This is a genomic window from Sphingobium salicis subsp. salicis (assembly GCF_049472635.1).
Taxonomy (GTDB): Bacteria; Pseudomonadota; Alphaproteobacteria; order Sphingomonadales; family Sphingomonadaceae; genus Sphingobium; species Sphingobium yanoikuyae_A.
In genome coordinates, this window is sequence record NZ_JAYRCS010000001.1 from 343,720 (window position 1) to 365,833 (window position 22,114).

Genomic DNA, 22,114 nt, shown 5'->3' on the forward strand with positions numbered 1-22,114 from the left:
GCCGGCGGGCGGGCGATCGGCCTGCCCGCCGGAACTCCTGCCGCGGCCCGGCCATTGTCTCCGCACAAGGAGGTGGCCATGTTCGTTGCGGTCTATTGGTGGCGCGTCCACCCCGGCAAGGAGGAGCAGTTCCGCGCAGCCTGGCGCCGCGGCACCGACCTCATCCGTGAAAAATATGGCAGCTATGGATCGCGCCTGCACCGCGATGCGGACGGGCGGTTCGTGGGCTATGCGGAATGGCCGGACGAGGCGACCTGGCGCGCGGCGTTCGACGCGAAGATGGTCTATGATGATCCGGAAACCCGCGCCGCCTTTGTCGACGCAATCGCCGAGGTGCCTGCCGATGCCGATCCGATCTTTACCATGACGGTCACAGACGACCTGCTGGTTCGTGCGACGAGCTGAGCCGGACGGGAACCTTTTGTTCAGCATATTCGGCTAGATAGCACGCTCCTTTCCCCGATGAACCTGTCCATGCCGATCGACGCCGTCACCATGCTGCTCATGACCCAGGCCATCGCCCTCGTTGCGGCGCTGGTGCTGGCTGCCGAATGGCGTCTGGCGAAGGTGCGCTCGCTCGCCTGGTGGAGCGCGGGATTCGCGACCATCGTGGTGGGCAGCGGGATGTCGGTGCTGCGCACGGCGGACAGCTTCCTTCTCTATGTTTGGCTGGCCAACGGCCTGCTGGTGTTGGCGCATCTGTTGTTCGCCAAGGGCGCGGCGGCCTTTGCCGGGCGGCGCCTTCCTGGCATCTGGCTGGGCGTGCTGCTGGTCTGGGTGGCGCTGCTGGGCACCGATCCGGCAAGTGACCGCACCGCGCTGTTCGGCCTCGTCAATTCGGCGCTGGTCGCGATCCTGTCGCTCAAGGCCGCGTCTCTCCTGCTCTCACTCCGCCGCACCAGCGAGGTGCGCGATGCGGTGCGGCTGGGGCATATTTTCCTTGGCCATGGCATATTCTACCTCGCCAAGTCGGGGCTGATCTTCATGCCGGGCCTGTTCGTCAGCCTGGTCGGCTTCAAGGGGCTGCTGATCAAGGCTTCGCTCTATGAGGGCATATTGGTCGAGGTATCGCTGGCGCTGCTGATGCTGGCGGCGGTGCGGCACCGGCGCGAACGGCAGATCACGGCGCTGGCGGAGCGGGATTCGCTGACCGGCGCCTATAATCGCCGCGCGTTCGAGGCGAAGGCGGCCGCCGGGATGGCGCTGGCGCGGCGGGCCGGCCAGCCGGTGGCGCTGCTGCTGTGCGACGTCGATCATTTCAAGGCGGTCAATGACGGCTTTGGTCACGCCACCGGCGACCGGCTGCTGTCGGCGCTGGCCGGGATATTGACGGATTGCGTGCCCGCCGATGCACTGGTGGCGCGGCTGGGCGGCGACGAGTTCGCCGTTCTGCTCTTTGGCCTTCCGCCCGAAAATCTGCCGGCGCTCGGTCGCCGCATCTGCCATCGTTTCGCGCAGAGCGGGGCGGGTGTCGCCGGGGCGAGTTTGCAAGTGTCGACCAGCATCGGGGCGGCGGCCAGCATCACGGGCACGGAGGAACTGCCGCATCTGTTCGATCGAGCAGACCGCGCGCTCTACGACGCCAAGCGCAAGGGGCGCGATCGCATGTCGGTTGAATCGGGCGTGGACCTGAGCGTCGCGACTCCGCCGCTGCGCCTCGCCAAAGTGGCAAGTCGCGCCTGATTGGCGACCCCGAGTTATCTTTTCGTGTCGGTTGTCAGCAAGACTGCTCCTGACCCCCCAGAGTTTCCGGTGCTTTTGTCATCAGAGGATCACGGCTGATTTTCAACTTCTGCTCCTCTGGAAGGGGGGCATTGTCAACTTCTGCTCCGATCCTTGTTTTATGGGCGCGGCAAAGGGGTCTGCTGGCGGACAAGTGTCGCTGGCGGCCATGCCGACAAATCAGATTCACGAAGATCGCGGCGAGGTCCGGGGTAGATCGCGGACACGTTCGGCGCTCAGCGGCATCATATCAATGATGACGAATGACGGAGCGCTTCTGAGGTCCATGTAGGCATTGCCGATGAAGCGGCCTCACAAAGCCTCTGCCTGATGTGCTGTGTTATTCCGATGGTTCTGTAATGCCCATAAGACGGGGGTTGGCTATTTTGGCAAATTGCGCCTTGTGTCTGGGCTGGTATGTAAATTTATTCGCATGATACTTATCGGCGCCATGATGTATATTCGATCGCATCATAGTTTAGGTAAAGTTAATCCGTGATGATATGGTGTATCAGTGCGCTATCATGGCACAATGATCTGATGTAACATTCAGAAACAGTCCAATATGCCGCGATTTTACTTTTGCAGATGACATTCTGCGGAAAGCCTACTATGTAGCCTGTCATGCGCCGCTTGGGACGTTTCCTGCTCTGCCTGATTTCGTTGTCCATGCTGACGACGACGATGGTGCATGCTCAGGAAGTTCCTAACGCTCAGGCGCCCACGATCGAATGCTCCGGTTACGTGCATAGCGATGGCGATGCCGACCAGACGCAGGGTGATGCCGACAAGGGCATGCCGCACCATCATGGTGGTTGTCAGGGCGCTCCGGCGTTTGTGCCGGCTTCGGCCAGCGATGATATGCTCCCCTCCGCGGTGAACGCTCCTGCGTTCATTCCTGCGCCGATCCCGTCCAAGCGCTGGGCCATCGGTCCCGACCTACGCCCACCCATAGCCTGACAGAGCCATAGTGGACCGTTGCGCCTGAATTCAGGCCGCCGGTCGTCCATGACTCGTGTTCAGGATTCCTATTCATGTTCCGATCCATTGCAGCCTTATTGGCTGCCGTGTCCTGCGTCGCTGTGGCGCAGGCACAGGAGATGCCCGCTGCGGTAGCGGGGGCATCACCCTATACGCTTGATCAGGCGGTTGCCGCCGCTGGTGGCAGCGCCCCGGCGGCTGAAGCCGCGCAGGCCAATGTCGAAGCGGCCCGCGCCGCACGTACCGTCGCTGGTCTTCGTCCCAATCCCACCGTGCAGACGCAGGTGGAGAATATCGCAGGAAGCGGACCGTATCGCGGCGTTGGTAGCGCCGAGTCGACGGTCAGCATGGCTGTTCCCATAGAACTGGGTGGCAAGCGGTCCGCACGCATCGCGGTCGCTAATGCCCAGACCGACAAGGCGCTGCTAGTCTCGGCGATCACGCAGGCAGACATCAGGCTGCAGGTCACGCAGCTGTATATCGAAGCGGCTGCTGCCGAACGGCGTGTCCAGACGGCGCGCGATCAGGCGCGCATAGCCGGCGACGCCGCGAACGCTGCGAGTGTACGGGTAAAGGCCGGGCGGGCCTCTCCAATCGAGGAGCAGCGCGCCAATGTCGCGAAGATCAACGCCGATGCCGAACTGGTTCGGACTATCCGGCTGGCACAGGCCAGCCGCGCCAATCTCGAGCGTCGGATTGGGCAACCGATGGGCGGACCGCTCGATACGGCCTGGTTGGAGCGTTTGCCACGTGGTTATGGTCCCGAAGTCCCACCGAGCGCGGTAGGTACGCTGGCCCTGGCGGCCGCAGATGCGGACCTTGCCGTGGCTGATGCCAATGTTCGACTCGCCAATTCTCAACGAGTCCCCAATCTCGAAGCTGGCCCCGGTTTACGCAGGCTGTCAGCCACCAACGACACGGCCTTGATCTTCACGGTCACGATGCCGATCCCGATCTTCAATTCGGGCAAGGCAGCTGTCGCGCAGGCTCGCGCGCAGCGCAATCAGGTGGAAGCCCAGAAGCGGATGACAGTGCTCGATGTCGAGCAGGCAATCACCGACGCGCAGACATCGGCATCGAATGCCGCAGTCACTGCACAGACGGCTATTGGTCCTGCCCTTGAGGCGGCCCAGGAAGCAGCCCGTATTGCGCGCATCGGCTATCGCGAAGGCAAGTTCGGCCAGCTCGATCTGCTCGATGCCGAACGCACGCTGGCCCAGACGCGCCTCGCCGCCATCGACGCACTTGCCTCTTATCAGAATGCCCGCGCGCAACTGGAGCGCCTGACAGCGCCCGCGCCGGAACAGGGGAACTGATCCATGACATCCAAGAAGATCATCTACGCCGCCTTGCCCCTGTCCCTGATGCTGGCGCTCGCCGCTTGCGGAAGCGGTGCCGAGGAGAACCCGACCAACGAGGCGGCGCCCGCTGCTGAAGCAAAGACAGGGGATAAAGCCGAAGAGGGCAAGATCACGCTCTCGGCCGATCAGATCGCATCGGCTGGCATTCAGACGGCGCGCCCGATGATGGGCGGCTCGGGCACGATCGAGCTCCCCGCTACCATCGATGGCGACCCTCAGGGCACGCAGGTGGTATCGGCCGCGATCGGTGGCCGCGTGGTTTCGCTGACCCGTAACCTTGGGCAGTCGATCGGTCGCGGCCAGACGCTTGCCGTGATCGAGAGCCGCGAGGCCGCCTCGCTCAACGCCGAGACCGAAGCTGCTCGCGCACGGCTGTCTCTGGCGAACAGCAATCTCGCCCGCGAACAGCGTCTGTTTTCGCAGCGCGTCTCGCCTGAGCAGGATCTCATCGCTGCACGCACCGCAGCGACCGAAGCCCGCATCGCCCTTCGTCTGGCGCAGCAGCAGGTTTCTGCTGCGGGCACGGGTGGCGGCGGCCTCAATCGCATCGGCATCGTGGCGCCTATGTCGGGTCAGGTTATCGGCCGCAGCGTGGTGCTGGGGCAGACGGTCGCGGCGGATGCTGAATTGTTCCGCGTCGCCAACCTTTCGAGCGTGTCGCTTTCGCTCAACCTGCAGCCGCAGGATGCGGGCCGGGTGCGTCCGGGCGCAACGGTGAATATCAAGGCAGCTGGTCGACAGGCGACCGCGAAGGTGACGTTCGTGTCGCCGGCGCTCGATGCCAATACGCGACTGGTTCCCGTCATCGCGACTCTCGACAATCGTGATGGCCTCTGGCGCGTCGGCGAGCCGGTTACGGCATCGGTCGCGCTCACCGGCAGCGGCGGCGATGGCGCGATCCGTGTGCCGCTGACTGCCGTGCAGACGGAAGAGAGCCGGTCGGTCGTCTTCGTCCGGACCAAGACCGGGTTCCAGGCAACCGCCGTCCAATTGGGCGACAGTGCCGGCGACAGCGTGATCATCAAGTCGGGCCTGAAGGGCACCGAGGAGATCGCCACCGTCAATAGCTTCACGCTCAAGGCCGAACTCGGCAAGAGCGAAGCCGCGGAGGACTGAGCCGATGATCGCCCCAATCGTAACATGGGCGGTTCACAAGCGCTGGCTCGTCCTGCTGCTGACCGCCATTGCCGCCGTGATCGGCGCCGCCGCCCTGTCTCGCCTGCCTATCGACGCAGTGCCGGACATCACCAACAATCAGGTGCAGATCAACGTCCGTGCGCCCGCGCTTTCGCCCGAACTGGTCGAAAAGCAGGTGGCGTTCCCGATCGAGACTGCGCTCGCCGGCATTCCGGGCCTCGAATATAGCCGTTCGCTTAGCCGCAATGGTTTCGCGCAGGTGACGGCGGTCTTCTCCGATCAGACGGATATCTTTTTCGCCCGCCAGCAGGTCGGCGAGCGCCTGACAGGCGTGTCCGAGAACTTGCCCGATGGCGTAACGCCCGAAATGGGCCCGATCGCCACCGGTCTGGGCGAGGTCTATATGTGGACCGTCCGTCTGGAGCATCGCAAGGACGACAAGCACCAGCCGGGTGAACCCGGCATGCAGCCCGATGGCAGCTACATCACGCCGGAAGGCGAACGGCTGACGAACGACACCGACAAGGCGACCTACCTGCGTACCGCGCAGGACTGGATCGTTTCGCCGCTGCTGAAGAACACTCAGGGCTTGGCCGGCGTCGATTCGATTGGCGGCTATGCCAAGCAGTTCCTCGTCGTGCCCGACGTCCAGCGCCTGGCTTCGATGGGGATCACGCTGACGCAGCTCAGCACAGCCCTCGAACGCAACAACAACAGCGTCGGTGGCGGCTTCGTCAATCGCAATGGCGAAGGTCTGGCAGTCCGTGCGGACGCTCTTGTCCGTAACGCCGACGAACTTTCCAAGATCGTGGTGGCCACCCGGGAAGGTGTACCCATCACCCTTGGTCAGGTTGCATCTGTTCGTACCGGTCAGGCGATTCGCATGGGGTCGGCGTCCGAAAACGGAACTGAGGTCGTCGTCGGCACCGCCATCATGCGGATCGGCGAGAATAGCCGCACCGTCGCGACCGCAGTCGCCAACCGGCTGGAGGAGATCAACGCCTCACTGCCGCCAGACGTAATCGTCCAGCCTGTGCTGAACCGTACGGCGCTGGTGAACTCGACCATCAAGACGGTCGCCAAGAATCTGGGCGAAGGCGCGGTCCTTGTCATCGTGGTGCTGTTTCTGCTGCTCGGCAACTTCCGTGCCGCGCTGATCGCCGCCGTCATCATCCCGGTGACCATGATGCTGACCGGCTTTGGCATGTTGCGTGCCGGGGTGTCAGCGAACCTCATGAGCCTTGGCGCGCTCGACTTTGGCCTCATTGTCGATGGCGCCGTCATTATCGTCGAAAATGCCCTGCGACGCATGGCTGAGCATCAGCATCACGAAGGGCGTCTGCTCACCGTGAAGGAACGGCTGGATACGGTCGCTTCTGCTGCCCGGGAGATGATCAAGCCGTCGGTCTATGGCCAGGCGATCATCATCCTCGTTTATGTGCCGCTCCTCACCCTGACCGGTGTCGAGGGCAAGACCTTCGTGCCGATGGCGCTTACCGTCATCATCGCGCTGGTCTGCGCCTTTATCCTCTCCCTGACCTTTGTTCCCGCCGCGATCGCCCTGTGGCTGTCCAAGCGGATCGAAGAGAAGGAAGGACGGATCATGAGCTGGCTCAAGGCCCGCTACGAACCCGGTCTCGACCGGGCGATGAAGCGGCCTGTCGTCACTGTCGGCGCGGGTGTCGGCGGCTTCGTCCTTGCAATCCTGGCCTTCATGTCTCTGGGACAGGTTTTCCTGCCGCAGCTCGATGAGGGCGACCTGTTGATCCAGGCCCTGCGTATTCCGGCGACGTCGGTACAGCAGAGCCAGGCGATGCAGGTGCCGCTTGAACAGATGATGTCGAAGCAGCCGGAGGTGAAGTTCGTCTTCTCCAAGACGGGTACGGCCGAACTGGCATCCGACCCGATGCCGCCAAATGCCACGGACATGTTCGTCATCCTCAAGGACCGGAAGGAATGGCCGGACCCCAGCCTGAAGAAGGAGGAACTCATCTCTCGGATCGAGGGTGAGCTCGCCAAATTCCCGGGCAACGCCTACGAGATCACTCAGCCGATCCAGATGCGCTTCAACGAGCTCATCGCCGGCGTGCGCGGTGATATCGCGGTCAAGGTCTTCGGCGACGACTTCAACTCGATGAATGCGACGGCGGAGAAGATCGCCAGCGTCCTGCGCCGCACGCAGGGGGCGGCTGACGTGAAGGTCGAGCAGACCACGGGCCTTCCGATGCTCGACATCCGCGTCAATCGCGATGCCATGGCCCGCCTCGGCGTTACCGCTCAGGACGTGCAGGACATCGTGAACGCAACGCTGGGCGGCCAGCAGTCGGGCATGATCTTCGAAGGCGACCGCCGTTTCCCGGTGGTGATCCGTCTTTCCGAAGCGCAGCGCGCCGACATATCGCTGCTGAGCCAGGTTCAGGTGCCGACTCCGGGCGGGCAGTTTGTCCCGCTGGCCAGCGTGGCGGATATCCGCGTCGTTGACGGTCCCAACCAGATCAGTCGTGAGAACGGCAAGCGTCGCGTCGTCGTCCAGGCGAACGTGCGTGGGCGTGACGTCGGCGGCGTGGTCGCAGATGCGCAGGCTGCCATTGGTAAGGAAATGCGTGTTCCTCCAGGCAGTTATCTCGAATGGGGTGGCCAGTTCGAGAATCTGGCATCGGCTCAGGAACGCCTGCAACTGGTGATCCCGGCCTGCTTTGTCCTGATCCTGCTGCTCCTCTATGGAGCGTTGGGGTCGGTCCGTGATGCAGCGATCGTGTTCACCGGCGTTCCGCTCGCTCTGGTGGGTGGCGTGCTGGCCCTCTTCTTGCGGGGCATGGACTTCTCCATCTCCGCAGCGGTCGGGTTCATCGCGCTGTCCGGCATCGCGGTCCTGAACGGCCTCGTCATGGTGTCCTCCATTCAGGATCTCATGCGAACCGGCATGGACCGCGCCGAAGCCGCTCGGGTGGGCGCGCTTCAGCGTCTGAGGCCGGTGGTCATGACGGCGCTGGTTGCGAGCCTTGGCTTCGTGCCGATGGCCCTGGGCAGTGGTGCTGGCGCCGAAGTCCAGAAGCCGCTGGCGACGGTCGTAATCGGCGGCCTGATCTCCGCGACGCTCCTGACCCTGTTCGTCCTGCCGACGCTCTACGCGCGATACGGCCGCACGACGATGGACGAGGAGGATGATCCAGAGATCGAGGTCTCCCCGTCTGTTCAACCGCAGCACTGATGTGACGGGAGGGCAGCAACTGCCCTCCCGCCTCTTCCTGATCGAAGGAAAGGATCAGACCGATGAGAGAGGAAACCATGTTCAGTCCTCAGATCTCGCGTTTGCGGGCGTGGACGCTGTTGGCCGACCTCAATCGCTATGAAGCATGGCATCCCCACTATCGCTTTGGCGCGGGGGTCGTCGAACTTGGGAACAAGATCGACATGACCTGGACGCTGATGGGCAAGCAGGCATCGCTGGAAGCCAGAATTGTAGCCAATGATAAGCCCGATATCATCCGCTGGAGAGCAGCCACATTGCCGCTTTTCAGCATCGAAGAGGGGTATGAAATTTATGAGGATGAGACCGGTCTGCATGTCCGGCATAGCTTCGAATGCAAGGGTATCCTTGGATTGTTGGCACGCCCGCTAGCTACAGGCCTTCGCCGTCAAATGAGAACGCAGGACGCGAGTTTCATGGCGGCGGTGAAGCGCACGGTCCGCGCAGTCTCTCCAGCCAATCGCCACAAGCGGCGCTCGCTCAGCGTGATCAAGGGCAGGGGGAAGAGCGATGGTTGAGACCAAACCTGCCGGTGATCAGAGGATGGAGCGCAAAACGCTCTGGATCGTGCTGATCTTGAATGTCCTCATATCTGTTGCCTTCTTTGTCGTGGGCTTCACTGGAGACTCCAGCGCGCTCATCGCCAATGGCGTCGACAATCTGTCGGATGCTCTCGTCTATGCGCTGAGCCTTGTAGCTTTGAGCCGGGGACTCTTGTGGAAGAGCAGGGCGGCAATGTTCTCCGGCTCCATGCTGCTGGTCTTTGCAGTCGGCATCCTCATCGATGTCGGTCGTCGATATGTCTATGGCAGCGAGCCCATCGGCACGGCGATGATGGCGATGTCGGCAGTGGCAGCCGTCGTAAACTTCATTTGCCTGAGGCTTCTGCAACGGCTTGAGCAGCCCGACGTCAACATGCGTGCTGCGACCACCTTCAGCTTCAACGACTTCATCTCGAATGGCGGGATACTGATCGCAGGCGTGCTGGTCTGGTGGCTCGGCACAAACTGGCCGGATCTCCTTGTCGGCGTCGCGACTGCGCTGATCGCCATCAAGGGCGGGGTCGAAATCCTTCAGGACGCTCGTAGCGAAATTCGGGAGGCCAAAGGTCGCCCAGAAACCAAGGAAGTCTGACATGACGAACCGTACTTCTTCGAATGGACTTCCCTGTCCGGTCTGCAAAGTCGACCTCCTCATGAGCGAAAGGCAGGGTATCGAGATCGATTATTGTCCCCAGTGCCGCGGGGTTTGGCTCGACCGTGGTGAACTCGACAAGATCATCGAACGCAGCATCAGCGAAACTCAGCCGGCCGAACGGCGTGAAGGCACGCTGGGTGTGTTCGGCTCAAAGCATGGAAGCGATCGTGGCGATAGCCACGGATCTCGGGGCGGCCATCATGGTCGTCGCAAGGGCTTCCTGCGGGAACTGTTCGACTGATGACCAGCTTGGCCGCCGCACCTACCCCTGTGTGTGAGAACGGCCCGCGCCATGGGCGGCTTCCCTCGCCGTCCATGGCGACAGTTTATCCTCCGGATCCGGGAAACAATATGCGCCTGAAACAATATCGTTTGAGCCGTCTCTCCCTGACTGGAGGAGCCCTGATGCTCAGCCTGATGGGATGCCAGCAGAATAGCGGCGGTGATGAAAGTCGCCATGATCGTAACTCAACGCCAGCGTTAGTAGGCGAGCATCTCTATGTCTGCGAGGATGGCACCCAGCTCGATGGGGATTTCCTGGTCGACGGACTGACACTCGATCTGGCCATCCTACCGGATCAGAAGCCTATCCGGCTCACCGCGCCCGACACGGGCCTGACCTATGTCGGCAACAAGCTGAACGTCAGCCTGACCGGCGTAGACACGTTGAAGCTGGTACGCGCGGATCAGAAACCGCTGATCTGCAGGAGAACTCGGACGATCAGCAAGCAGGGACGCCTGCATCCACCCTGATGGTAACTGCTTTTACCGAAGATAGCGTGCCCCAACCAGGATGATGGTCATGATTGAAAAACTCCGCCTCGATGTCCCCCTGCTGCTCCCCGAAGTCATCGACACGGCTGATGGCTGCGTTTCGCGCCTGATATCCTTGATCGAAAGCCGTCCCGGCGTCTCTGAAGTGCATGTAACGAAGGAGCCAGCCGGTACACTGCCGCAGTTGTGCATCCACTATGATCCGGACGCGATCTCACTTCCGCGTATCCGGGAGCTGGCGAAGGCGGCGGGGACGCAGATCGCAGAGCGCATCGGCCATGTGGTGTGGGAGGTCGACGGCATCGGCCACCAGAGGCGGGCCAGGTCCATTGGCGAAACGCTTCGCGCGCTGTCAGGCGTGCTCGAAGCCGAAGCCATTCTTCCTGGGACAGTGCGGGTCGAGTTCGATCGTATGCTCACTTCGGAAGATGGAATTCTTACGGCGCTTCGCGATGCAGGTGTAAGCCCGAGGGCTCTCACCGCTCCGGACAAGAAGCCGTCGGCACATGACCATGACAAGGATCACGATCACCCGGCTGGCGAGAAGCACGACCATGATCATGGGCACGGCGGATTGCTTGGACCCAACACCGAGCTGATTTTCGCTTTGGCCTGCGGCGGCGCGCTGGGCGTGGGTTACCTCATCGAGACGTTCCTGCAGGCACCCGCCTGGGTTCCGTTCGCTCTCTTCATCGCTGCTTATGTCTTCGGCGGTTTCTACACCGTGCGTGAGGCTATCGAAAATCTGCGCCAGAAGCGCTTCGAGATCGACACGTTGATGCTTGTGGCAGCAGCAGGTGCGGCCGCTCTTGGGGCATGGGCCGAAGGTGCTTTGCTGCTGTTCCTCTTCAGTCTGGGGCATGCGCTAGAGCACTACGCCATGGGCCGCGCCAAGCGTGCAATCGAAGCGCTGGCCGAACTGGCGCCGCGGACGGCCACTGTTCGGCGCATGGATGGTGGCTCCAGTGTCGTGCCGGTCGAGGAACTGGTCCTCGGTGATGTCGTCATCATCAAGCCGGACGAACGCATCGCGGCCGATGGCTTCGTCATCAAGGGGAACTCTGCCGTCAATCAGGCGCCGGTTACCGGCGAAAGCATCCCCGTCGATAAGGAGCCTGTAGAAAGCCCTGAGGCGGCCCGAACCAATCCCGACCGTGTCGCGGCAGCAAGCCGGGTCTTCGCCGGCACAATCAATGGCAGCGGTTTGATCGAGATCGAGGTCACGCGGCTGTCGAGCGAAAGCACGCTCGCCAAGGTCGTGAAGATGGTCAGCGAAGCGGAAACGCAGAAATCGCCGACACAGCGGTTCACCGATCGTTTCGAGCGCTTCTTCGTGCCTGCGGTGCTTGTATTGGCGTTCCTGTTGCTGTTCGCATGGGTCGTCGTCGACGAGCCTTTCCGCGACAGTTTCTATAGGGCGATGGCCGTCCTTGTGGCCGCCAGCCCCTGCGCGCTGGCCATCGCGACGCCGAGCGCCGTGCTGTCGGGTGTTGCCCGTGCAGCGCGTGGCGGCGTCCTGGTGAAGGGCGGTGCCCCGCTCGAATTGCTGGGTTCGCTCGACGCTATCGCGTTCGACAAGACCGGCACGCTGACGATGGGTGAGCCGCGCATCCAGCAGATCATCCCGGCGCCTGGCGTCACCAGGGACGAGCTGATGGCGCTGGCGGTGGCTGTAGAAAGCCTCAGCGACCATCCCTTGGCCCAGGCAATTGCGCGAGATGGGCGCGAGCATATTGGCGATCATCCAGTTCCGGAGGCTGAAAATCTGAAAAGCCTCACGGGGCGCGGCATCTCGGCTCTTGTCGGTGAGGACGAAGTTCTCATTGGCAAGGCCGAGATGTTCGGCAGCGATGGCATCGCCCCGCTGTCCACCGAGATGGATGCTGCGATCAAGACGCTCCGGGAGGCAGGACAGACCAGCATGGTCGTGCGCAGCGGCTCGCGGGATATGGGGGCTATCGGTCTTCTGGATACGCCGCGCGAAGCAGCCCGCGCGGCGCTGGAACGCCTGCGCGAGATCGGCATCAAGCGGATGGTCATGATCTCGGGCGATCACCAGCGTGTGGCTGATGCCATAGGCAAGCAGGTCGGGATCGATGAAGCCTGGGGCGATCTCATGCCTGAAGACAAGGTCGAGGCCATCAAGAAGCTGCGAGCCGAGACCAAGGTCGCCATGGTCGGCGACGGCGTGAACGATGCACCAGCTATGGCGACCGCAACCGTGGGTATCGCCATGGGCGCAGCCGGCTCAGATGTTGCTTTGGAGACAGCCGATGTGGCGCTCATGGCCGACAATCTGTCGCACCTGCCGTTTGCGGTGGGCCTCAGCCGGAGCACGCGCTGGGTTATCAGGCAGAATGTGTTCGTCAGCCTGGGTGTCGTCGCCTTCCTCGTACCGGCGACCATCCTGGGTCTTGGCATCGGACCGGCTGTCGCCCTTCATGAAGGATCGACTCTGTTGGTGGTCATCAACGCGCTGCGGCTTCTGGCATATCGGGATCCGGTCCGTGCCTGAGCAGGGCGCGGGCCACCATCGAGACGCGACGTGAGGATCGGACGATTCGACGCCATCTTCGTCGGGACAGGCATATTGATATGCGTCGCGCTCGCTGTCGTGGGAGTGTGGGTGGTGTCCGGCGTACTGCACGCACTGCCCAATGATCCTCCCGCCGCGAAGCGTATGAACTTCACGATCCGGCCGGGCGAAACGCAGCGGGTAGCAGTCTATGTGGCGGGCGAGGGGACCGTACGGTTCGTGAGCGACAGTCTCGGGGCGAAGGTCCGCTATCGCCTTCGCCTGGAAGATGGGCACCAGGGCTCCATTCTTGCCGATACGATTGCTTCAGGCGCTCAGCGGGGGGAGTTACGCCCCCAGCATGGCAGCTTGTACGAATGGTCTTGGAACAACCTATCGCCCGGGCCGGTGCATGTAGGCTTCTTTGCCGAGGGCAATTTCGACATCCTGAACCGAACAGGCGCTCGTCAGCCTGAATCCTTGGTGGCCCCCTGATTTTAAGAATTGGGCGCTACACCTCTCACATCATAGACAATGGAGCACCGCGATGATCGTCGGAGCGCGTCCCCGCCTGCAGCAGATAATCCTCGAAATCTGGAAGCCACTGACCATCCTGTTTGCTTGGGATGTGGCAGTCACCATCTTCCACCGGTTCATGCCAATCAAGGAGCCCGCGCTGCCAGTCGCACTGTTCGGCACGGCCATAGCTTTGTTTCTCGGCTTCAGGACGAACGCCGCTTACGCCCGCTGGTGGGAGGCGCGCACCTTATGGGGCGCCTTGATCAATGCATCGCGCAGCATTGCCCGGTTGTGCCGCAATGTATTGCCAGCTGGCCCGGAAGCGGAGGCCATTGTGCTGCGGCAGATCTCTTTCGCGCACGCGATGCGGTGCCGGCTGCGGGGGCAGGATCCGACAGAGGATATTGAGCGGCTGGCGGGCAAGGAGGCGGCCGAAGTCGCTGCCGAGCGTACGAACCGCCCCAACGCGCTGCTCGAGGACATGTCTCGCATCGTGTCTGGAGCGCGGGCTGATGGAAAGATCGACACCATCCAGCAGTCCCTGTTCGAACGAGTGATGATCGACATCGCCAATGCCCAGGGTGGCATGGAGCGGATCAAGAACACGCCGCTGCCCAGCGGCTTCGAGTTTATGCCGAACTTCTTCACGCGGCTGTTCTGCGTGCTGTTACCGATCTCGTTGGTAGAGACGCTGGATCTCTACACACCGATAGGATCGACCCTGATCGGGATGATCTTCCTGGCTGCGTTGCGGATCGGGCAGGATCTGACGGACCCGTTTGCCAACACCGTCCATGACGTGCCGCTATCAACGATGTGTCGGACGATCGAAATCGACCTTTTGGAGTCTTTGGGGCGGAAGAGCCCGGGGCCGCTTCCTCCTGTGGCGGGAACGCAGTGGTAGGGTAGGGGATCAAAGGCCGGACGTAGCCGTTACACCCTCCAACAGGCCGTAAAGGGGCGGAAATCAATCGTTACGATCGAGTTGGGCGCCGGCGACAGACGGTTCCTATCTGCCTTGCGCCCCCATTCATTTGAAGGAGTATGAAGTGGCAACAGCAAGCGTAATCAACACGCAACCGACACCGGACGAGGCCCTGCAGCGCCTGGTCGATGGCAACGAAGCTTTCGTGGCCGATGCGCCGGTGCCGGCCGACTTGTCACGCGAGCGGCGCTTGGCGCTGGCAGAAGGTCAGCAGCCGTTTGCGACGCTGGTGGGCTGTTCGGACTCTCGCGTTGGCCCAGAACAGCTGTTCGGCGCCGGCCTCGGCGAACTGTTCATTGTCCGGACTGCCGGTAACAACGTGGACACCGCCGGCATGGGGTCAATCGAATATTCGGTGGCCGTGCTGAAGGTGCCGCTCATCGTCGTGCTGGGGCATGAAAAGTGCGGTGCCGTTGCGGCAGCCGCCGACGTCGTGACGAAGGACACACGGTTTCCGGGCAGCATCGCTCGTATGATCGAGCCGATCGTGCCGGCCGTTTTGGCGGCTCAGCGCAACGTTGGCGAAGACAAGCTGGTCGATACCGCGGTCGAGGAAAACGTCCGGCGCATGGTCGAACGTCTGCAGAAGTTTTCGGAGCCGATGCTGATAGAGCCGCAAGATCGTGGAGAGTTGAAGGTCGTGGGCGCTGTGTACGAGCTGTCAACGGGCCGGGTGCGCTGGCTATAAGGCGGCAAGCATCCCTGACGGACGTGATCGGAAATTGAACCGATCATGTCCGTTAAGATGGCATGGATATTGGAAGTGTAGGTAAGCTTTGATACGATTTCTCCAGTGGCATATCGTAACATGATCGATATCCACAGTTTTCGGCAAGAAAAGGGACGTCGCAGCCGAAAATCACTGTAGCGTCGTTGCCAAGATGTTCTATCATTGGCTCATGGGGAAGAAGATCACCGATAATCAGCTCATTGGCGAGCTGGGAGAAGCGGCCGTTCGCAAGCGGTTCCTGTCCATGGGCTTTCAGTTTGACCATCGCAGTCGACTGGAAGCCGGTATCGACGGGCTAGCTGAGGTCATGATTGAGGGTGAGCCGACAGCGCGGATGATCGCCGTCCAGATTAAGTCGACCAGGGCTGGTAAATACACGTCCGAGACGGAAACTGGGTTTACGTATCTCCTCGACGTGAAAGACCTTCAATATTGGAAGACGTCCAATTTGCCGGTCATCGTGGTGATGTATCGCGAAAGCGACGATAGCCATTATTGGGCTCAGGTTCAGTCGCAACCAGGCGTTGAGCAGCGCCGCCTCACTTTCGATAAGGCTCGGGACGTTCTCGACAAGTCATCTCTTGATAGGCTTGCGGCCCTGACGGTCCCTATCAACGGTTTTGGCTACTATGTGCCGCCGTTGGGCGGTGGTGAAACCGCATTGGTCAACCTGCTGCCGATCAAACTGCCGGCCGAGATATTCGTCGCGAGCACCCCTTTCGATCGCAAAAGCGCGATCAAAGAGATGTACGACACGGGTGAAACGGTGCGGTACGACTGGGTGATCAAGGATGGGACGTTTTGGTCGTTCCATGATCCCCGCGAAGCGGTGACTGGCGCCATAGTCGATCTGGACCAGGTGGAAGCCGTCGAGACCCGCATGATCGGATATCATGAGGACATCGACGAGCAGAACAACTTCGCGTTCCTGTTGCGTCAGACGCTCCAGCACCAGATGCAGGACGACCTGGCATGGGACAAAGATGGTCGGGTGTTTTATGTCAGGGCGCTTGAAGACAGCCAGCCTCGCACGTTCCATTATCAGTCCGCCAAGGTGAAGACGAAGGCCGACGTGGTGAACGTCATCATGAGCACCAAGGTGAAAGACAAGGTCGGCTTCGTGCGGCATCACGCCTTTGCACCCAAATTCGAGTGCATGATGGATCAGTGGTTCTTGATGGTCAGCCCGACCTACCACTTCACGACAAACGGCTACTATCGCCATCCATTCCCCGACGCGTTGCTGTCGGGGAAGAAGCGTTTGGAAAATAATGCGGCGATACGGGGGCAGGTGATCATGTGGCATCGTTTCCTCACAAAGAATGAGGAAGGTGGCACCGATCTGTTCGCCGAGCCTGTCGGGCCAGCAGTGGTGTTGCGCTTTGATCCACCCCCGGAGATCGAACTGCCAACGACCGTACCGGATGATGTCTGGGGACGGCGGCCGGCCGCAGAGCAAGATGATGGTGAGACGTCGGGGTCATTGTTCGATGAAGTTTGAATGTCGGATATTCGACGAGCCGCTGCTCGAGTTCGGCGACCAGCATAGCCATCAGGATCCTCGCCTCGGCCTAACCGACGCTGGTCCTTTACAGGCTCCGTTGGGCGATAAAATTCGCGTAGGTGTCGTAGGCGATGCCAAGACCGTCGAGGGCTCTAAGCAGTTCTTGGTGGCGGCGGCTAGCGGCTTTGCGTCGAAGGCGGAAAGCCATCCAAACATGAATCCCCATTTTCCGGGCCTTCATAACAACAACCCTTTCCGCTGTGGCTTTGAAATTGACGATGACGCTTGCAGCACGCTGACTAGAGCGCAGATCGATCGCATCCTGAAAGAGCCTCATCACGGCAAAGCCGTTGAGATGGCAGTTGATGCCATCATGGATAGTCTCCAGGCGATCGATGACAGCGGAAATCGACCTGATGTCGCATTAGTTGCGCTTCCGGTTGCCCTCATTGAGCGGGTCTGGAACGCCAAAACGGATGCCGATGGGACCACAGAGCAAGAAGATGCGGGCGGCTCTGATGCTCCTAATTTCCGGGGCCTGCTCAAGGCCAAGGCGATGCCGCTCAACTTCCCGATCCAGATCATCTGGGAAGACGTCATTGACGAGAAGGCCAAGATCCCTCGGAAGGTGAAGGTCAGCAGCGATCGGAAGATCCAGGATCAGGCCGGGCGGACCTGGAACCTGCTAACCACCCTCTACTACAAGGGAACGGGGCGTATCCCGTGGCGTCGTTTGCCGAAGGAAGGCGAGTTTCGCGCCTGTTACATCGGGGTCAGCTTTTACCGGGATGTCAGCGGCCAACAGCTTTGGACCAGTGCGGCTCAGATGTTCGACGAACGTGGCCGTGGGTTCATTTTGAAGGGCAAGCGGGCACAGACGGAGACGCGAGGCCGGCATCCTTACATGACCGAAAGCGACGCCTATGATCTGGTGAAGGGCGCGCTCAAAGCCTATCGCGACCATCACAAGCATCCGCCAGCGCGGGTGATCATTCTGAAAACATCGCGCTTTCGGGCTGAAGAGGCCGATGGCATCCTTCGCGCGCTCGACGAAGCAGAAACCGAGTTTCGCGATCTTGTCTGGGTCCAAGAGTCGTATGACGCCAAAATCCTAAGAGATGGCGATTATCCGGTTCTGCGAGGTACGTTCGTCGAGCTGGACGGCAAAGGGTTACTCTACACGAACGGCAGCATCCCGTATTACGGCACATATCCAGGCCTGTATGTGCCGCGGCCGCTGCTCCTATGTCCTCATCCTAGCAGCGACAGCACAGTGGCACAGATTGCTGAAGAGGTCTTTTCGCTGACCAAGATCAACTGGAATTCAACCCAGATGAATCAGCGTCTACCGGTCCCCATTCGCGCTGCTCGTAAGGTCGGCGAGGTGCTGAAGTATCTGGAGGAGGGGCAGTCGGTTAGCGCTGACTATCGACGGTACATCTGATTTGGCGTTCAGGTGAGAGGCGCCGATCGTATGTTGTCATAAATTTATCCCACATTTTCTCGAATCGTAAAAATGTGGGATAAATTGCGATATTCCTGTCGGTTATGCCACTGTCGCGACTTCGACGGTAAGGTGCTGGAGCTCATGAACGGGCACCAGGCGCCGCCGGATTTCCGTCGCATCTACACCCGGATGGGCAGCGACGCCGACGATCGCTGAGTGGGCTTCGGGGCCGACCTTCCAGACGTGCAGATCCGTGATCCGGGCATCGCCTGTCGTTTCGACCAACTCGCGGACTTCATCGGCTACGTGGCGATCTGTGCGGTCCAGGAGAATGGCGGCCGTGTCGCGCATCAGCGACCATGACCAGCGCGCAATCACGATGGCGCCGACGATGCCCATGATTGGATCCATCCACACCCAGCCCAGATAGCGGCCGGCCAACAGAGCTGCGATTGCCAGCACCGATGTCAGGGCATCAGCGAGAACATGCATATAGGCGGAACGCAGGTTGTTGTCGCCACCATGGCTGTGGCCATGCGAATGCCCATGATCGTGGTGGTGGTGATGACCATGGTTGTGTCCATGACCACCAGATAGGAGGAAGGCCGACGCTATGTTCACGAGCAGTCCGAGGATTGCGATCCATGTGGCTTCCGCGAAGGCGACGTTGATAGGCTCAAACAGCCGCATGACGGACTCAACGCCGATAGCGAGGGCGATGATGCCCAGGACGAGGGCCGATGCGAAGCCGGCGAGATCCCCGACTTTCCCGGTGCCGAAGCTGAAGTCGCCGTTATGAGCATTGCGTTTCGCGTAGGCATAAGCCGCGGCTGCAACACCAAGCGCTCCGGCATGGGTGGCCATATGGAAGCCGTCAGCCAGTAGGGCCATCGATCCAGTAGTGTAACCAGCGACAATCTCTGCCACCATCATGAGGGCGGTGAGCACCACGACCCAGAGTGTCCGGCGGGCATTGTCGTCATGGCTGGCGGCCAGGAACATATGTTCGTGCGTCAGATGGCCGGTATCGGCCAGCACGGCGGTCTTGGTGCTCACTTGCTGTACCTCCGGATGATCGTGACGAGATCCTCTGCGCCCTGCTGGCGTTCTTCTGCCGACAAGCCGTCGCGAGCGACGTGCGACTCTAGATGCTCGACGATGATCTCATCGAGAAGCCCATTCACGGCGCCGCGAACGGCTGCGACCAGATGGAGGACTTCGGTGCAATTCGCATTGCCGCCAAGCGCGCGTTCTACTGCGCCAACCTGACCCGCGATGCGCTTGATTCGCCCGAGTAGCGCGTCTCGGTTCTCATTGATGTGAGCCATTTTCCCTCGGCAGCCTCGGTGTCACGCAGCAAATTGCTGCTGGTCGGATGATGCCTTATAGGGTAGGGGGGTAGGGTATTCAAATAAATTCGATGGAACGATCTGTGCGCTCGCCTTGCATTGAACTTTGTGGTTTTGACGCCTCGTCCGGCTGGTGCCGTGGTTGCGGCCGTTCTCGTGAGGAAGTGCGTCGTTGGCGCAATCTGCGCCCGGGCGAGGCGTGTAAGGTTTCGGCGGACTTGCCACAGCGCCTGTCCAAGCTGCGCGCAAAGAGCCTGACGAATGATCGCACCGACGACTGACTAACTTCTCGGCTGATGTCGTCAGTGCGATGGGTGGCAAGCTGAAGCTTTTAGCCAGGCGCGACCTTTAACTGATGATCGTCTCCGTATCGAATGCGGCAGGAATAGCCATGGCCGCACTCAGCGTGCATCTGTGACACGGCGGCTTTGGTCAGCCGCTGTGTCTGGCCGCTATCTTCGATTTCGATCCGTTCGACCGATTGGAAATCGAATGGCGCGACAGGGACGTTTTCCCGACCCTGTTTGATGAGCACCCCATAGTGCGATGTGCCTTTGAAATAGGTCACACGGATGTCGTGGGAGCTTTCATTCTTCCATCTGGGGTGGACCGGCCCACAGGCGGACAGGGAGAGGGCCAAGGCGGTCAGTAAGATCGTCGGTCTCATGATTTCTTCTTATTCGCTAGAACCGCGCATAATAAAAAGCCCGGCCTAACGGGGCGTGAACAGCGATGTCCTGAAGGCGATCGAGCGGCGTTCGTAGCTGCTCCGACGCCCGCTCTCGTAGCAGGGAAGAGTAAACTCTCACCGGAATAGCGGAAGCATTAAAAAACTCGTTTCGCATTAGAAATCATGCTGCTAGAGTTTTGTTACGGGGTTCTCCCCTCGCATACGCGCTGTAGCAACTGCGGCGTAAGAGTTAATGTCTGCGCATATCATACGCGCCATGATTTTCCGTTATCTCATGGTGACTGGAAGGGAGACCCCGTGCCACCGGCTCATATTTTTGGACCGATGAGCTTCGTAAAGTTGCCGCCACAATTGACGACTGAAGCAAGTTTTCTTGCTTATCTTGGCGTCAGTCCCGCGGAGCTGAGCGTCATTAGGTGGTACGCCGGCAGGATGTACCATAACTTTGACATCAAGAAGAGGTCGGGCAAGTCGAGGGTTATCAATGCACCCGATTATCGACTCAAGATGCTGCAGCGAAAGATCGCCGATTTGTTGACGCCTCTCTACCGGAGGCGCAACCCCGTTCACGGGTTCGTTATCGGTCGGTCTGTGAAGACCAATGCTCAGTCCCATCTGGGCAGCAAGTTCATCGTCAACTTGGATTTGAAGGATTTCTTCCCGTCCATTTCGTACGGACGTGTGACGGGTGTGCTGCGCTCGCTTGGTATGAAGCGGGAGATTGCGGAGGCGATCGCGACTATATGCTGCTTGAATGGGACGTTGCCCCAAGGGGCCCCTAGCAGTCCGATCTTGTCCAATATGGTTTGCTTCCGCATGGATAGGAGGCTGCGGGAGTTCGCTAAGGACGCCCGTTGCATTTACACCCGCTATGCGGACGACCTGAGCTTTTCCAGCTACCAGCCGCTAATGGGATTGTTCGAAACGACACCACCGGCATCAGGGCATTTCTCACCGGATCTGTTGTCGGAGAAACTCAAGCAGATTTTCAGCGGTAATGGGTTTGTGCTGAACCCAGACAAGGCTCACTATGCGGATAAGCATTCGCGCCGCACCGTGACAGGCATCCGGATTAACGAGGCTCTCAATGTCGACCGGCGGTTTGTGAGGAATTTGCGGGCGGCCCTTTACTCTGTTGAAACGCTGGGACTGGCCGCCGCCCAGGCAAAATTCAAATCCTCGCATGGTGGTAAAGCTGACGTCGGCCAGCACTTGCAAGGCAAGGTATCGTGGCTGGGATACATCAAAGGCGCATCTGACCCGGTCTTTCGCAGTGTCGCATCCCGTTTCAACGCTGCATTCCCGCCGCTCGCGCTCGACATTTTGCCCAGTCCCCAGGAAATACGAGAACGATCAGTGTGGCTGATTGAGCATTGGGAAACAGGGGGTGACCAAGGCACGGCTTTCTTCATGAAAGGCGTTGGCCTGGTTACGGCAGAACATTGCGTATCGCCGTCCGGGCTAGTCGAGCTTTATCATCCATCGAAGCCGTCGAATAAATTCCCGGCGTATGTGAAGCATCGTTGCCCAAATCGAGATCTGGCGGTTCTCGACCATGCAATCCCAAGTAACGAGTTCTATGAGCTCGAGACCGCCGCCAAGGCGGCCGCGACAGGTGAGGCCACGACCGCGATCGGGTATCCCGGCTACGGCCCCGGCGATAGACTGAACATCCGACCTGGTGCGGTTACATCCCTGCCAACCAAAAGCGCGGTGAAGATGGTGGAGGTTCAGCAGATGCTGACACCGGGGATGTCAGGGGGGCCATTGCTGGATGTGGATGACCGCGTTGTTGGCGTCGTTCACAAGGGTGGCCATGATCATGGTCGGCAGCTCGCCATTGCCATATCTGAACTGCATGCTTGGCTGCCCTGACCAGGTCCGCCGTTCAGCTAATCGCGCAGGCGCCGAACCAGTCGTTTCCAACTAGCTTCGCTGTTCATCCAGTCAGG

Annotated in this window: 21 protein-coding genes; 18 read left to right on the top strand and 3 right to left on the bottom strand. The window is 60.6% G+C overall.

All coding sequences use genetic code 11. The features are described 5' to 3' along the window. The first annotated feature begins 78 nt into the window (after nt 1–78). The 16 genes from VHN57_RS01665 to VHN57_RS01740 all read left to right on the top strand — a co-directional run bounded on the left by VHN57_RS01665 (nt 79) and on the right by VHN57_RS01740 (nt 18,119). A complete protein-coding gene (locus VHN57_RS01665; protein ID WP_278985968.1) occupies nt 79–405 on the top strand; it encodes an antibiotic biosynthesis monooxygenase family protein in 327 nt (108 codons plus the stop codon). A gap of 69 nt (nt 406–474) precedes the next feature. Next, nucleotides 475–1,683 carry a GGDEF domain-containing protein gene (locus VHN57_RS01670; protein ID WP_423282457.1) on the top strand — a complete coding sequence of 403 codons (1,209 nt, stop codon included), beginning with the start codon at nt 475–477 and terminating at the stop codon, nt 1,681–1,683. 663 nt (nt 1,684–2,346) lie between these two features. Further along, nucleotides 2,347–2,682: a hypothetical protein gene (locus VHN57_RS01675; protein ID WP_037480035.1), complete on the top strand. Its 336-nt coding sequence runs from the start codon at nt 2,347–2,349 to the stop codon at nt 2,680–2,682. Nucleotides 2,683–2,756: 74 nt separating this feature from the next. Then, nucleotides 2,757–4,019 (top strand): TolC family protein, encoded by a 1,263-nt coding sequence (locus VHN57_RS01680; RefSeq protein WP_125986064.1) that lies wholly within the window; start codon nt 2,757–2,759, stop codon nt 4,017–4,019. A gap of 3 nt (nt 4,020–4,022) precedes the next feature. Continuing rightward, a complete protein-coding gene (locus tag VHN57_RS01685) occupies nt 4,023–5,180 on the top strand; it encodes an efflux RND transporter periplasmic adaptor subunit (protein ID WP_125986063.1) in 1,158 nt (385 codons plus the stop codon). A 4-nt stretch (nt 5,181–5,184) separates the two neighbouring features. Then, entirely contained in the window at nt 5,185–8,412 is a 3,228-nt protein-coding gene (locus VHN57_RS01690) for an efflux RND transporter permease subunit (protein ID WP_278986000.1), read from the top strand. Between the two features lie 62 nt (nt 8,413–8,474). Next, nucleotides 8,475–8,969, top strand: coding sequence for an SRPBCC family protein (locus VHN57_RS01695; protein ID WP_048938607.1), 495 nt, complete (start codon nt 8,475–8,477; stop codon nt 8,967–8,969). Continuing rightward, nucleotides 8,962–9,585: a cation transporter gene (locus tag VHN57_RS01700; RefSeq protein ID WP_048938608.1), complete on the top strand. Its 624-nt coding sequence runs from the start codon at nt 8,962–8,964 to the stop codon at nt 9,583–9,585. Before VHN57_RS01695 ends, VHN57_RS01700 begins: the two co-directional genes overlap by 8 nt. Before the next feature lie 61 nt (nt 9,586–9,646). Next, the gene (locus VHN57_RS01705) at nt 9,647–9,889 is read left to right on the top strand and encodes a TFIIB-type zinc ribbon-containing protein (protein ID WP_048938609.1); all 243 of its coding nucleotides are present in this window, start codon (nt 9,647–9,649) and stop codon (nt 9,887–9,889) included. Nucleotides 9,890–10,053: 164 nt separating this feature from the next. Next, the gene (locus VHN57_RS01710; protein WP_037510780.1) at nt 10,054–10,401 is read left to right on the top strand and encodes a hypothetical protein; all 348 of its coding nucleotides are present in this window, start codon (nt 10,054–10,056) and stop codon (nt 10,399–10,401) included. Between the two features lie 49 nt (nt 10,402–10,450). Continuing rightward, nucleotides 10,451–12,937 carry a heavy metal translocating P-type ATPase gene (locus VHN57_RS01715; protein ID WP_182115411.1) on the top strand — a complete coding sequence of 829 codons (2,487 nt, stop codon included), beginning with the start codon at nt 10,451–10,453 and terminating at the stop codon, nt 12,935–12,937. 30 nt (nt 12,938–12,967) lie between these two features. Continuing rightward, nucleotides 12,968–13,432, top strand: coding sequence for a hypothetical protein (locus tag VHN57_RS01720; RefSeq protein ID WP_423282462.1), 465 nt, complete (start codon nt 12,968–12,970; stop codon nt 13,430–13,432). Nucleotides 13,433–13,484: 52 nt separating this feature from the next. After that, nucleotides 13,485–14,360, top strand: coding sequence for a bestrophin family protein (locus tag VHN57_RS01725; RefSeq protein ID WP_037510716.1), 876 nt, complete (start codon nt 13,485–13,487; stop codon nt 14,358–14,360). Between the two features lie 145 nt (nt 14,361–14,505). Continuing rightward, complete coding sequence (locus tag VHN57_RS01730) at nt 14,506–15,129, top strand: carbonic anhydrase (protein ID WP_037510777.1); 624 nt, start codon at nt 14,506–14,508, stop codon at nt 15,127–15,129. Nucleotides 15,130–15,340: 211 nt separating this feature from the next. Then, a complete protein-coding gene (locus tag VHN57_RS01735) occupies nt 15,341–16,672 on the top strand; it encodes a DUF4365 domain-containing protein (RefSeq protein WP_037510774.1) in 1,332 nt (443 codons plus the stop codon). Next, nucleotides 16,662–18,119 (top strand): argonaute/piwi family protein, encoded by a 1,458-nt coding sequence (locus VHN57_RS01740; protein ID WP_037510712.1) that lies wholly within the window; start codon nt 16,662–16,664, stop codon nt 18,117–18,119. Before VHN57_RS01735 ends, VHN57_RS01740 begins: the two co-directional genes overlap by 11 nt. Before the next feature lie 102 nt (nt 18,120–18,221). On the opposite strand, the gene dmeF is transcribed toward VHN57_RS01740, so the two are convergent. Together dmeF and VHN57_RS01750 are read right to left on the bottom strand one after the other, a co-directional pair. Continuing rightward, complete coding sequence (gene dmeF, locus VHN57_RS01745; RefSeq protein WP_052076666.1) at nt 18,222–19,124, bottom strand: CDF family Co(II)/Ni(II) efflux transporter DmeF; 903 nt, start codon at nt 19,122–19,124, stop codon at nt 18,222–18,224. A 50-nt stretch (nt 19,125–19,174) separates the two neighbouring features. Further along, complete coding sequence (locus tag VHN57_RS01750; RefSeq protein WP_080727059.1) at nt 19,175–19,450, bottom strand: metal/formaldehyde-sensitive transcriptional repressor; 276 nt, start codon at nt 19,448–19,450, stop codon at nt 19,175–19,177. A gap of 92 nt (nt 19,451–19,542) precedes the next feature. On the opposite strand from VHN57_RS01750, the gene VHN57_RS01755 reads away from it, so the two are divergent. Beyond that, nucleotides 19,543–19,752, top strand: coding sequence for a DUF1289 domain-containing protein (locus VHN57_RS01755; RefSeq protein ID WP_318276624.1), 210 nt, complete (start codon nt 19,543–19,545; stop codon nt 19,750–19,752). Between the two features lie 50 nt (nt 19,753–19,802). Here the strand turns inward: VHN57_RS01755 and VHN57_RS01760 are convergent, their stop codons facing one another. Next, nucleotides 19,803–20,138 carry a hypothetical protein gene (locus VHN57_RS01760; RefSeq protein WP_029547811.1) on the bottom strand — a complete coding sequence of 112 codons (336 nt, stop codon included), beginning with the start codon at nt 20,136–20,138 and terminating at the stop codon, nt 19,803–19,805. A gap of 348 nt (nt 20,139–20,486) precedes the next feature. On the opposite strand from VHN57_RS01760, the gene VHN57_RS01765 reads away from it, so the two are divergent. Further along, nucleotides 20,487–22,037, top strand: coding sequence for a reverse transcriptase domain-containing protein (locus tag VHN57_RS01765; protein WP_063141230.1), 1,551 nt, complete (start codon nt 20,487–20,489; stop codon nt 22,035–22,037). The last annotated feature ends 77 nt before the right edge of the window (nt 22,038–22,114 follow it).

Excerpts from the sequence above, each read along its gene's own strand:
- VHN57_RS01665 (WP_278985968.1), top strand. The coding sequence starts at position 79 with ATGTTCGTTGCGGTCTATTGGTGGCGCGTCCACCCCGGCAAGGAGGAG.
- VHN57_RS01670 (WP_423282457.1), top strand. The coding sequence starts at position 475 with ATGCCGATCGACGCCGTCACCATGCTGCTCATGACCCAGGCCATCGCC.
- VHN57_RS01675 (WP_037480035.1), top strand. The coding sequence starts at position 2,347 with ATGCGCCGCTTGGGACGTTTCCTGCTCTGCCTGATTTCGTTGTCCATG.
- VHN57_RS01680 (WP_125986064.1), top strand. The coding sequence starts at position 2,757 with ATGTTCCGATCCATTGCAGCCTTATTGGCTGCCGTGTCCTGCGTCGCT.
- VHN57_RS01685 (WP_125986063.1), top strand. The coding sequence starts at position 4,023 with ATGACATCCAAGAAGATCATCTACGCCGCCTTGCCCCTGTCCCTGATG.
- VHN57_RS01690 (WP_278986000.1), top strand. The coding sequence starts at position 5,185 with ATGATCGCCCCAATCGTAACATGGGCGGTTCACAAGCGCTGGCTCGTC.
- VHN57_RS01695 (WP_048938607.1), top strand. The coding sequence starts at position 8,475 with ATGAGAGAGGAAACCATGTTCAGTCCTCAGATCTCGCGTTTGCGGGCG.
- VHN57_RS01700 (WP_048938608.1), top strand. The coding sequence starts at position 8,962 with ATGGTTGAGACCAAACCTGCCGGTGATCAGAGGATGGAGCGCAAAACG.
- VHN57_RS01705 (WP_048938609.1), top strand. The coding sequence starts at position 9,647 with ATGAGCGAAAGGCAGGGTATCGAGATCGATTATTGTCCCCAGTGCCGC.
- VHN57_RS01710 (WP_037510780.1), top strand. The coding sequence starts at position 10,054 with ATGCTCAGCCTGATGGGATGCCAGCAGAATAGCGGCGGTGATGAAAGT.
- VHN57_RS01715 (WP_182115411.1), top strand. The coding sequence starts at position 10,451 with ATGATTGAAAAACTCCGCCTCGATGTCCCCCTGCTGCTCCCCGAAGTC.
- VHN57_RS01725 (WP_037510716.1), top strand. The coding sequence starts at position 13,485 with ATGATCGTCGGAGCGCGTCCCCGCCTGCAGCAGATAATCCTCGAAATC.
- VHN57_RS01735 (WP_037510774.1), top strand. The coding sequence starts at position 15,341 with ATGGGGAAGAAGATCACCGATAATCAGCTCATTGGCGAGCTGGGAGAA.
- VHN57_RS01740 (WP_037510712.1), top strand. The coding sequence starts at position 16,662 with ATGAAGTTTGAATGTCGGATATTCGACGAGCCGCTGCTCGAGTTCGGC.
- dmeF (WP_052076666.1), bottom strand. The coding sequence starts at position 19,124 with ATGTTCCTGGCCGCCAGCCATGACGACAATGCCCGCCGGACACTCTGG.
- VHN57_RS01750 (WP_080727059.1), bottom strand. The coding sequence starts at position 19,450 with ATGGCTCACATCAATGAGAACCGAGACGCGCTACTCGGGCGAATCAAG.
- VHN57_RS01755 (WP_318276624.1), top strand. The coding sequence starts at position 19,543 with ATGGAACGATCTGTGCGCTCGCCTTGCATTGAACTTTGTGGTTTTGAC.
- VHN57_RS01760 (WP_029547811.1), bottom strand. The coding sequence starts at position 20,138 with ATGAGACCGACGATCTTACTGACCGCCTTGGCCCTCTCCCTGTCCGCC.
- VHN57_RS01765 (WP_063141230.1), top strand. The coding sequence starts at position 20,487 with ATGAGCTTCGTAAAGTTGCCGCCACAATTGACGACTGAAGCAAGTTTT.